The 12350-nt window shown below is 35.6% G+C and carries 9 protein-coding genes; 5 read left to right on the forward strand and 4 right to left on the reverse strand.

The annotated features are described in order from the left end of the window. Nucleotides 1-4: 4 nt before the first annotated feature. The 4 genes from PL77_RS04875 to PL77_RS04890 all read left to right on the forward strand — a co-directional run bounded on the left by PL77_RS04875 (nt 5) and on the right by PL77_RS04890 (nt 4042). Nucleotides 5-988: a bifunctional heptose 7-phosphate kinase/heptose 1-phosphate adenyltransferase gene (locus tag PL77_RS04875; RefSeq protein WP_044202298.1), complete on the forward strand. Its 984-nt coding sequence runs from the start codon at nt 5-7 to the stop codon at nt 986-988. Between the two features lie 2 nt (nt 989-990). Beyond that, nucleotides 991-1893 carry a cation diffusion facilitator family transporter gene (locus PL77_RS04880; protein WP_044202299.1) on the forward strand — a complete coding sequence of 301 codons (903 nt, stop codon included), beginning with the start codon at nt 991-993 and terminating at the stop codon, nt 1891-1893. A 14-nt stretch (nt 1894-1907) separates the two neighbouring features. Beyond that, a complete protein-coding gene (locus PL77_RS04885; RefSeq protein ID WP_044202300.1) occupies nt 1908-3404 on the forward strand; it encodes a GH3 auxin-responsive promoter family protein in 1497 nt (498 codons plus the stop codon). Between the two features lie 236 nt (nt 3405-3640). After that, nucleotides 3641-4042, forward strand: a complete 402-nt coding sequence (locus PL77_RS04890) for a response regulator (RefSeq protein WP_044202301.1) — start codon at nt 3641-3643, stop codon at nt 4040-4042. Nucleotides 4043-4121: 79 nt separating this feature from the next. Here the strand turns inward: PL77_RS04890 and PL77_RS04895 are convergent, their stop codons facing one another. The 3 genes from PL77_RS04895 to PL77_RS04905 form a co-directional block, all read right to left on the reverse strand. Continuing rightward, a complete protein-coding gene (locus PL77_RS04895) occupies nt 4122-5567 on the reverse strand; it encodes a SpoIIE family protein phosphatase (protein WP_044202303.1) in 1446 nt (481 codons plus the stop codon). Nucleotides 5568-5971: 404 nt separating this feature from the next. After that, on the reverse strand, nt 5972-6772 hold the full coding sequence (locus PL77_RS04900; RefSeq protein WP_044202305.1) for an SDR family oxidoreductase: 801 nt from the start codon (nt 6770-6772) through the stop codon (nt 5972-5974). A gap of 59 nt (nt 6773-6831) precedes the next feature. Continuing rightward, nucleotides 6832-7335, reverse strand: a complete 504-nt coding sequence (locus PL77_RS04905; protein ID WP_082026399.1) for an AbfB domain-containing protein — start codon at nt 7333-7335, stop codon at nt 6832-6834. Between the two features lie 231 nt (nt 7336-7566). Here PL77_RS04905 and PL77_RS04910 point away from each other — a divergent pair, with 231 nt between their 5' ends. Next, nucleotides 7567-8736, forward strand: a complete 1170-nt coding sequence (locus tag PL77_RS04910) for an iron-containing alcohol dehydrogenase (RefSeq protein WP_044202307.1) — start codon at nt 7567-7569, stop codon at nt 8734-8736. Between the two features lie 117 nt (nt 8737-8853). Here PL77_RS04910 and PL77_RS04915 read toward each other — a convergent pair whose 3' ends face one another. Further along, the gene (locus PL77_RS04915; RefSeq protein ID WP_044202308.1) at nt 8854-12348 is read right to left on the reverse strand and encodes an efflux RND transporter permease subunit; all 3495 of its coding nucleotides are present in this window, start codon (nt 12346-12348) and stop codon (nt 8854-8856) included. Between the last annotated feature and the right edge of the window lie 2 nt (nt 12349-12350).

A 12350-nucleotide genomic window follows, 5' to 3' on the forward strand; every position in this document is an offset into this window, starting at 1 on the left:
ATAAATGGCACTAAGTGTAAAAGAGGCCTTAGAGAAATTTAATGGCTTAAAAGCTTTAGTTATTGGGGACGTAATGATCGATTCTTATATATGGGGGTCTGTAGATCGTATTTCTCCTGAAGCTCCAGTACCTATTGTTAATGTCAACAAAAGAGAATCAAGAATGGGAGGAGCAGCCAATGTTGCCAAAAACCTTCATTATCTTGGTGCTCAACCCATTTTATGTGCTGTAATTGGCAAAGATAGTCAAGCCGATACCTTCTTGGATTTATGCGACCAACTCGGTATTCCTAAAGAAGGTTTGATTCAAAGTGACAAAAGAGTGACTACAGTGAAACATCGTGTGATTGCTAGTGCACAACATGTACTTAGAATCGACAACGAAGATAGTTCTCCAATCAATGCTGATGATACTCATTTATTATTGGAAAGAATTGAAGAATTATCAAACGATGCGGATGTCATTATTTTTGAAGATTACGACAAGGGTGTACTTACGTCTGAGTTAATTCAAAAAGTAGTTGAAATTGCCCATAAAAAAGGTATACCAACAACAGTAGACCCTAAGAAAAGAAACTTCCTAGCCTATGAAGGCGTCACACTTTTCAAACCTAATCTTAAAGAAATGAGAGATGGATTAAAGTTTGACTTTGAAGGCGATGTCATAGACGAAGTAAAGGCTGCTACGAAGCTTCTAAAAGAAAAAATGGATAACCAACACACTATGGTTACACTTTCTGAACATGGTGTATTTATCTCCAACCATTCTGATGATGTTCATATTCCTGCTCATAAAAGAGAGATTGCTGACGTTTCAGGAGCTGGTGATACGGTGATCAGTATTGCATCTTTGGCATTAGCAGTTGGTTTGCCAATGGACAAAGTTGCAGGGTTAGCCAATCTAGGCGGTGGTTTAGTCTGTGAGCATGTGGGAGTAGTGCCCATCAACAAAGCGGCTCTATTGGATGAAGCTGAAAAGAAACTTTAAATATGATTTCAAAGGAAGAAAAAAAAGCTGCATTTAAGACGACTTGGCTGAGTATTCTTGGTAATATTGTGCTTACGATTACAAAAGGTACAGTAGGAATTCTTGGAAACTCACAAGCCATGATTGCCGATGCATTAGAGTCTTGTGCAGATATTATTTCTTCTTTTGTCGTTTTAATTGGTTTGAACTTTTCGACCAAGGCACCTGATGACAATCACCCTTACGGTCATGGAAAATTTGAACCAATTGCTACCTTTATAACGGTTGGCTTTCTCGTTACCTCAGCACTCATTATTGCTGAACAAAGTATAGAGCGAATACTATCAGGTGATGCTACTACCCCCTCTTCGTATACGCTGATTGTACTGGGGATCATTATTTTGGTTAAATACCTTTTATACCGCTTTGTAAAGTACAGAGGTAAAATACTGAATAGTTCTTCATTAGAAGCCGATGCAGGACATCATAAAAGCGATGCTTTAATTTCTTTATCTGCTTTTATTGGTATTGGAATATCAATTTATGGCGGCGAAGGGTATGAAGCTGCTGATTCATGGGCGGCTTTATTTGCTGTTGGAATTATTCTGTTTAATAGCTACCTATTGTTCAGACCTGCCTTTGGAGAGATTATGGACGAAAACCTCTATGATGATCTTATTGACAAAGTAAAACAAGAAACCGTGAAGGTGGATGGAGTGATTGACACAGAAAAATGCTTTATTCGCAAAATGGGCTTTAAATTTTATGTAGATCTTCATATTATTGTCAAAGGTGAAATATCAGTGAGAGAAGGGCATGATATTGCTCATAATGTCAAAGATTCATTGAAAGCTGATTTTAATGAAATAGCTGATATACTCATTCATGTAGAACCCAGTCCAAAAGAAGACAAACAATTTACTTAAGACTTCCTCATAACATGGGATTTAAATCTTTTTTAAGTAAGCCCCTAGCGGCTTACATCGTAAAGCAACAAAATGAATGGGCCAAAAATCCAAGCCGTTCTCAAGATAAAGTTTTTCAATCTTTGATTCAGGGTGCGAAAAATACAGCCTTCGGCAAAGACCATAATTTTGGAGATATCAGAAATTATGACGACTTCAAGAAGAATGTCCCTATAGTAGATTACGAGGCGTTACGCCCTTATATCGATAGAATTATCAAAGGTGAAAATGATATACTTTGGAAAGGTGCCCCAGTTTACTTTGCAAAAACTTCAGGTACCACTTCAGGTGCGAAATATATTCCATTGACAAAAGAATCCATCCCTAATCATATTAATTCAGCTCGAAACGCAATGTTGAATTACATCCATGAAACGGGAAACTCGAAGTTTTTGGATAAAAAATTAATTTTCCTCTCAGGTAGCCCTATTCTAGGCAAATCTGGTGAAATACTTTCCGGTAGACTCTCAGGAATTGTCAATCATCACGTACCTGGTTACTTAAGAAGAAACCAAATGCCTAGTTATGAAACCAACTGTATTGAAGATTGGGAAATTAAACTAGAGCGTATTATTGATGAGACAATTGCACAAGATATGTCGTTGATCTCAGGTATACCACCTTGGGTTCAAATGTATTTTGACCGTATTATTGAAAGAACTGGAAAGTCCATTCAAGAAGTTTTCCCTAATTTTGAATTATTCATATATGGAGGAGTAAACTTTGAACCCTATCGTAATAAATTATATGATTCTATTGGGAAGCAAATGCCTTCTATAGAACTTTTTCCTGCTTCAGAAGGCTTCTTTGCCTTTCAAGATTCACAACATGAAGAGGGAATGTTATTACAGCTGGATTCGGGTATTTTCTATGAATTTATTCCTTCAGAAGAATATTTTGATGAAAACCCAACTCGTCTAAAAATTGATGAGGTGGAAGTTGGAAAAAATTATGCCTTGATCATTAATTCCAATGCCGGACTATGGGGCTATTCAATCGGCGATACTGTAAAATTTGTATCCACAGATCCTTATAGAGTAATTGTTTCGGGTAGAATCAAACATTACATCTCGGCTTTTGGTGAACATGTCATAGGAGAAGAAGTAGAAAAAACTATGAAATTTGCTTTAGAACAACACCCTGAAGTAAAAATCACTGAGTTTTCTGTAGCGCCACAAGTCAACCCTACTGATGGGTTACCTTATCATGAGTGGCTGATTTCTTTTGAAAATGATCCTAATGATTTAGATGCTTTTGCACTCACATTAGATCATAAATTAAGAGAATTGAATACTTACTACGATGACCTTATTACAGGCAGTATCACAAGGACTATTGTGATCACTCCGCTTCAAAGAGACGCATTTCAACAATACATGAAGTCAATTGGTAAACTAGGTGGACAAAATAAGGTTCCTAGGTTGGCAAATGACAGAAAAATTGCTGATAAAATCGTTGAATGGAAAAAATAAATGTAATCTCTCAATAAAAGCTAATATTTATTGAGAGATTTTTTTTATTTTCGATTTCATAACATATCAAATGTAAAGCAGAGTTTTTGATATTCTTTCAATTATACAAGAGCTAATAGTATTTAATTTAGAAATTGGTGCAATACTTACTATATTTTTTGTATTTTAAAGTAGAATTGAATCTTTATATTAAACCAAGCTAGTTAAAAAATCAAACTACTATCAGAGGTCCAATTATGAGTAAAAAAATAAAAACTATATTGCTTGTTGATGATAACGACACTGACAATTTCATCAACAACAGAATAATAGAGCTAACTGATTTCGCTGAGGAAATAGTCATTAAGAACTCTGGTAAAAAAGCGTTGGAGTTTCTACAAGAACGTTTTGATTACAAAGGGAATTTACCAAGTTTAATCTTATTGGATATCAACATGCCTATTGTCGATGGATTTGTATTTTTATATGAATTTGAAGCGTTTCCTGAAGAACTTAGAAATCAATGTAAAATAGCCATCCTTTCGAGTTCAGACAATGAGTCCGATATTGAGAGAATTGTGAATAACGAATATGTAATTAAGTTTATAACCAAACCACTAACCGAAGAAGGGTTGTTAGAAGTGGGAGAATTACTATAATTATAAACCTAAGATATTATATTAAAAAAGGTACTTGCTTTCTAAAATCAAGTACCTTTTTGTTTTGCGATGCATTTGACTAGTGATGTATTGCTACAAAAACTGTAATGTCATCCCTTTGTTGAAAACCTTCGGTTTCATAGTTCAGTACAGTTTCCAATTCATCAATACAATCCTTAGTGTATTTGAGGTAATATTTCTCCAAAATATTTCTGAAACGTAGAGAACCAATTTTACCCTTCACACCATTTTGATCTATATAACCATCTGTATACAAACAAATCAATGTATCAGGTTGAATTTGCATATCAGTGACTTCAAATACTTTATTCTTTTTAAATTTTCCGCCAATTGACCTTGTGGTCGACTTCAGTGGAATAACTCCCGAATTATCTACCAACAAGCCTTTGCCTTTTGCTCCTGCATATTGGAATCGATAATCATGATCAATATACGCAACTGAAATGTCCATCCCATCTTGATTGCCATCTACTGACGACTGACGTAATTTTTCAAAGAAATAATGATCCATTTTCTCTAACAATTCAGCAGGAGACTCTGGTAATTCCTGCAAGCGATCCAATGCTTCTAAACCAACCATAGACAGCAACGCTCCAGGTACTCCATGTCCTGTACAATCTCCTACTACAATTAAAGTCCTGTTACCAAACTTCCTAGCAAAATAAAAATCACCTGAAACATGGTCTCTTGGTCTGAATAAAATATTGACCTCTTTAAAAATCTTATTCAATTCCTCTTTTGAAGTCAGCAATGCCATTTGAATTGTTTTAGCATAACGGATAGAGTCCGTCACGTGCTCCAATGACTTACTCAATTGTAAGTGGCTTTTCTCTATTTTATCTCTTTGTGACTCAATTTCTTCCTTTTGTGCATTAATCTCTTCATTAGTTTGGGAAAGTTCTTCCCCAAACTGGATCAATTCATCGCTATTTTTCTGCAACTTACTTTGAAAAAGGGAAGTTTGCTGATCAATCGATTTCACATCATTACTGATATTTGCAAGAATACCCAAGTCCAATGTCCAATTGAAAATAACTTGTTGCGTAGAGGTCAATGGATCAAAAAGAGGACCTCCATTCGTCCACTCAATGATGAGCAAAGTACACAACAATATGAAATTGTAGAGCAAAATATACCTACTTGCTTTCTTTCCTAAAAACCAATAGGAAGTAACAAGTGTAGTTGCTAAAAATGCTACTGCATGTGATTTTATCCCTCCTGTTGTTATTGCTAAAGCAAATAACATCGAAGACATAACGTACAAATAACCTGTACAAAGGGTCATCCAATTCAACTTTTTCTTCAACAAGAAAAGCGATAAAACAATGAACATTCCAATGGTTGAAATGATTGTTGTTAAACTAAATTGAAAGTAGTAAAACCCTACTAAGGAAAAGAATGTAAAAAGTAAAAAACTAGACTTTGTCTTTCTCCAAAAACTTTTCTCTTTGTCAAGCTCTATTTTATTGCCATAGAGCAATTGAGCATTTAAGTTCGAATTCATAAAATCATCATTTAAGGAGCCATGAAACCTTTTCTAATTTCATTTTCAATCAATCAGAAAATGAACATCAAGGTTGCTTGTGTTAATAAGTGAAGCGAAGAATCAATTTAATTTTCATTTTTCGTGTAGTAAACCATACAATTGTATAACGGAATCCCACTACACAATCGTTAATTTCAAACACGGTCAAAATGTAATCAATAAATATGACAGTTTTTTAATTAGTATACATTGTTGTGAGATGTTTTTTTATCAATAAATGTTTATAAAATTTTTGAAGAGTGAAACTGAAAAACTTTTAGGTGTCTATTTTGTTATGTTGATTGACTCTTCGTAAAAAAAAAGTTGTTTTGGATTAATTTCAAAAAAATAAAAAAAGGATACTTTTCAGTACCCTTCCTTTATTATTTTAAGCCGTAAGCTCCTCGTATCATTTTTTCTGCCACCTTATCAGGCAAAAATCGCTTTGCAAAAGCCAATAAACTTGCATTCCCTCCAGAAACATAAATTGGAGAAGGTGCATTGGTCTGAATTACTTTCATCACTGTATCAGAGATCACCTTTGAAGATTCTGCTTCTGACATACTTCCTTTCACACTTTGACGAATATTATCAGCATAAGGGAAATATTCAGACCCTTCAGGGCAATTAAAATCAGGAACAATGTTGGATGCAATGTGGTTAGGTTCCACTAAAGCTACAGTTACATTAAACTCTTTCATCTCGCTTCTGAGTGACTGAGTAAAGCCAGAAACTGCAAACTTTGTGGCTACATAAGCTGAATAATAAGGTGCTGCAAAACGCCCATTCAATGACCCAATATTAATAATTGTTCCTGAGCGTCTTTCTCTCATTTGAGGTAATATTTTTCTTGTTAAATCAATCAGACCAAAGAAATTTACTTCAAACAAGTACCTGTACTTCTCCATTGTTGTTTCCTCTACAGGTCCAATCTGCGATTGACCAGCATTATTGATCAATACATCAATTTTTTCTTCTTTGATTTCTTCCCAACACTGTGCTATACTTTCTGGACTAGAAACATCCAAAGCCACATAACGAACACCTTCTAATTTATCTTTTGTTCGTTCCGGATTTCGGGAAGTACCAATCACTTGATATCCTTTCTCTACTGCTGCTTTTGCAATAGATCTACCAATTCCTGAAGAGGCTCCAGTAATGAATAAGGTCTGCTGATTTTTCATAGTTTATTTATTTTCCACAAAGGTAATAAATACCGCCAACAAGAAAGGGTAGGCATTAACTATTGTTCTACCTCAAGTAAAAAAGAAGCATCTTCAGGATTGGGGTTTTCAACTACCCATAACTCCTTCCCATTTTTAAGAGAAATATAATATGTAGGATAATTTGTTGATACAAATGAAACTGTATTTTCACCCGTAAACCCTCTTATGATTCTAAATGTAGCATCTGCTTTAAATAAGTTGGAACCGTCTGATTTATGCCATTTTAATTGAGCGTTTTGATGTCTTAGGTAAAGATCAGGTTCTACTGATAATGCAAATGATACTAGATCAGGATTAGCTAATCCAGGTACAACCTTTACCATATTATATACCTTGTCACGTCTCTTCTTTTTCCTCTCGACAATTTTACCGATACCCCACTCCTGTCCAATGACATATGATTGATCTTTGTAAGGTGTTATTACAGTATTTTTATTCTGAAGTTGCCCCATTGATTGTGCTGTGCATACTTCTACTCCTAAAAAGCAGAGAAACAGCATTGACAAAGTTTTAAGATACATAGTATTAAAAATGTAGAATGATAAAAAAATTTCCTCCCCTATTTGAAATATAGTTAGACTTACTCGATCAATTATAAAGCCAATACATCGAACTTTTATTATTTATAAATTCTCTATTTCTACTTTTTTTCGAAGATCAATTATTTTATTCTACATTTTTTTAGCATTTGTAGAACACTTTAATTAATTAGTTGTTTGAACATATGAACCGCTTAATAATACATATTGGTAATGAAAAATTTTGAACTTTGGAACCCAACCCGCCTCGTTTTTGGAGAGAACAGAATTGAGGAAGTCAACAAACATATCCCCGCTGATGCTAAAAACATCCTTTTAGTTTACGGAGGAGGAAGTATCAAAAAAAATGGAATCTATGATGATGTAAAAAAATCATTAGCCGACAAAAATGTGGTTGATTTCAGTGGTATTGAACCTAACCCTCGTTATGAAACTATCATGAAAGCAAGAGAGGTGGCAATCCAAGAAAACATCGACTTCATCCTTGCTGTTGGTGGTGGATCTGTAATTGATGCTACTAAATTCCTTTGTGTTGCTATTCCGTTTACAGAAAGTGACCCTTGGGATATCATCAAAAAAGGATTGGGTAAAAAGGTGAAAGAGGCTATTCCTTTTGGCACCGTGCTTACTCTTCCTGCTACTGGTTCTGAAATGAACTCTGGCTCTGTAGTCACAAGAGAAGAAACGAAAGAAAAACTGCCATTTGGTGGCCCTCTTTGTTTCCCTAAATTCTCTGTACTTGACCCAAGAGTTGTCGCTTCTCTTCCTGAAAGACAATTAGTCAATGGTATCACTGATGCGTTTACTCACGTATTGGAACAATACCTTACTTACCCTGCTCAAGCACCACTTCAAGACCGCTTTGCTGAAGGTATTTTACAAACGCTAGTAGAAATTGCACCTCAAGTTATTGCCAATCCAGGCGATAGTACTTTGGCAGGTAATTTTATGTGGTGTTGTACAATGGCGTTAAATGGTTTGATTCAACAAGGTGTACCTACAGACTGGGCTACGCATATGATTGGTCATGAATTGACAGCTCTATATGAAATTGATCATGCTCGTACTTTGGCGATTATCGGCCCTAATTTGTACAGAGTAATGTTCAACAACAAGAAGGATAAATTGGTACAGTACGGTGAAAGAGTTTGGGGAATTACAGAAGGTTCTGAAGAAGAAAGAGCACAAGCTACTATCGAAAGAACTGTTGAGTTTTTCCACTCTATGGGTATTAAAACAAAGATTTCTGATTATACAGATAATCACTCAGAAGTAGTAAAGACCATCACTTCTCGTTTTGAAGAACGTAAATGGGTTGGTCTTGGTGAAAGAGGTGATATCACGTTGGAGAAAGTTCAAGAAATTGTAGAAATGAGTATCTAAGTTGCTTATCATCAACCATAGAAAAAGGGTGAAAAGTTTATGATTAACTTTTCACCCTTTCTTTTTATGATTCGATGAAGAACATGAACTTAATCACATTCTTCATTTTAATTCATCTTAGTTGTGAACTGCTTTCTTCTTCTCTCCTGAAGTAAGGTTTTGGAAGAACCAGCCTAATTGTTCCGCTAATAATAACATCACTGGTACAATGACCAAAGTTAAGAAAGTAGCGAACGTTAAACCATAAATTACAGTCCATGCCATTGGTCCCCAAGTATCTGCATTTGGACCTCCGAAGTAAATATCTGCATCAAAGTGAGCAAACATTCCGAAGAAGTCAATGTTCATACCTGTAGCCAATGGAATCAAACCTAATACGGTAGTAATGGCTGTCAACAATACAGGACGTAAACGAGTGAAACCTGCTTGCTCAATACATTCGATTAAGTCTTTGATTGGTAAACGGTCATCAGGATCCATACCTAGTTTCTCCTTTTTGGCCGCTACTAACTGATCTGCACAGTCAATCAATACAATGGCGTTATTTACTACAATACCTGCTAGTGAAATAATACCGATACCTGTCATGATGATTACAAATGGGTCATTGAAAATGATCAGACCTAATAATACACCAATCAAACTGAACAATACTGAAGCAATAATAATGAATGGCTTCACGAATGAGTTGAATTGAGAAACAAGGATCAAGAAAATTGCACACATGGCAATCAACATCGCTCTACTTAAGAAAGCCATTGATTCTGCTTGGTCTTCTTGTTCACCACCAAACTTGTAGTTGTATTGTGCTGGCATTTCATAAGAAGCCAGTAAGTTTTTCACATTTTCAACTACCACTTGGTTGTTATAACCTTTCGATACGTTAGAACTCAATGTCACGACTCTATCCAAGTCTTTTCTCTTGATCTCACCTACAGTTGTACTGTAATCTAGTTTTGCAACAGAAGAAACAGGTACTTGGTGGAATTGTCCTTTATTATCTCTGAAAGTAACTCTTTGGTCATTCAAAGTTGATAAGTCGTAGCGGTACTCGTCTTTCAAGCGAAGTTGAATTGGATAATCGTCTTCACCGTCCTTGAATTTAGAAACTTCTTGTCCATAAATAGCCGTACGCATATTTTGAGCTAACAAACCTGTTGAAACTCCAAAACGTCTTGCTTTATTACGGTCAATATTCACTAACAATTCTGGTTTACTCACTGAAATATCAATCGATAATTTATCAATACCAGGGATACCTGATTGCTCAATCATGGCTTTCATTTTCCCTGCCTCTTTGATCAACACTAAGTAATCCTCACCTGTCAATTCAATTGAGATCGGTTTACCAGTAGGAGGACCATTTTGTTCTTTATCCGTTACAATTTCTACACCTGGAATATCCTTCGCGATTTTAGCACAAAGTGTCATTACTTCCACTGAACTTACACCATCACGTTTTTCATAAGGAACAAAACCTACTGCAATTCTTGCTCTGTTAGGTGTAACTGTATTGGCTGCTCCATCTTGTGGATCATTTGTGTTTTCACCTACATTGGCTACAATCGATTCAATGATATCACTATACGGAGATAACTCTTTATATAACCTCTTCTCAAGATCTAAAGCAATCTTATTGGTTTCTTCAACATCTGTACCTTGTGGAGCCTCAATGTACATATATACATAACGAGGGTCTGAATCAGGGAAGAATTCGATTGGCACTTTACCACTACCTAATCTAGCTCCAAACCAACCAATTGCAATCACAAGGAAAGCTGAAATACCCGCAATTAAGAAATAAGGCATTTTACCTTTTAAGGCGAACCTTAATGTAGTTAAGTAAACAGACTCAAGTTGTGTTAAGAATACATTTTGGAAATAATAAGCCAATCTTTTTAAGAGAATACCATCAAGCAAAGCGATAGTAGCTCCCAACATTAATACATTTCCTAATGTATACGTTGGCCACATAATATAACCTGGAATCGATAATCCTAGAAGTACAAGTCCAACAGTTACTTTAGTCTTATTGATAGTTCTGTATGCCTCTTCTGAATCTACTTTCATGTATTTGAAAGCAATTACCGGGTTGATCACCAAACCTACAAATAGTGATGATGCTAATACTGAGATCAAGGTAATTGGTAAGTACTTCATGAACTCACCCATGATACCACCCCAGAATGCCAAAGGAACAAAGGCTGCCAATGTAGTGGCTGTAGATGAAATAATGGCCAATGCCACCTCTCCTGTACCTTGTTTCGCTGCTTCTTTGGTGGTCATTCCAGACTCCCTCAGTCGGTAGATATTTTCAATGACCACAATGGCATTATCCACGAGCATACCCAAGGCTAGGATCAAAGCGAATAATACTACCATGTTGATAGTTACGCCCAATGAACTTAAAATCAAGAATGATAAGAACATTGATAATGGAATAGCCATACCTACGAACATCGCGTTTCTTAATCCCATGAAGAATAAAAGAACCACTACTACTAGGATCATACCTGAAATGATACTGTTCTCTAGGTTTTTAAGAGAAGTTTTCATCTCATTGGATTGTGATTCTGTAATCACAATATCCAGGTTGCTTGGTAAATAGCTCTCTCTAGCGTCATCCAAAGCATCCATAATTTTATCCGTAGCATCGATTAAGTTTTCACCACCTCTTTTTACTACTTTTAGAGAAACTACTGGATAAGCCCCTTTTGAATTGAAATCCGAAGAAGCTAAACGTGCATAACTCTTACGTTCTACATAGCTATCTTTAATCTCAGCAAGGTCTTTCAAATAGATTGTATTTTGGTCTTCCGACTTTACAATCACATTTTTGATTTCCTCCACCGTTTTGAATTCTCCGTCTACACGCAATGCTCTACGGAAACCATTACCCATTTTCACATCACCACCTGACATGGTTACGTTTTCATTGGCAATCGCATTAGAAATATCTGAGAAAGCTAACTGCATCGCATCCATCTTATAGATGTCTGCATTAATCTGAATTTCTCTTTCTACTGAACCCGTAATATCCACACGAGACACCTCTCTAAACTCTTCCAATTCATCTTGAAGATCCTCAGCATAATCTTTCAGCTTTTGAATTTCAAAATCACCTGAAAGGTTAATTACCATAATTGGAATCTCAGAAAAGTCCATTTCTTGTACATCCGGATCTGTATCTAAATCGGTTGGTAATTCACTTTTCGATTTATCAACGGCATCCTTTGTATCTTGAAGTGCTTTTGAGATTTCTACATCTTCATTAAACTCCACTGTAATTACAGAGAAATCTTGTGCTGAAGTTGAAATAATCTCTTTCACTCCTTTCATTGATTTCAATTCCTTTTCTATAGGACGCGTAATCAATGATTCAATATCTACAGGTGAGTTACCTGGGTGCATGGTACGGATGTATACCATTGGAATACGGATCTCAGGAAATTGTTCCTTCGGCATTCCAACATAAGATGCCATACCAAATACTGCAATAATTACCGTTAGGATAAAAATTGAAGTACTATTATTGATAGAAAGACTACTCAACCCAAATTCCTTTGAGCTTGATTGTTCTTCTTCCTTATTTAAATTAATATTTTCCTTCATCA

This window comes from Flammeovirga sp. OC4, from assembly GCF_000812565.1.
In the GTDB taxonomy this organism is placed as follows: domain Bacteria; phylum Bacteroidota; class Bacteroidia; order Cytophagales; family Flammeovirgaceae; genus Flammeovirga.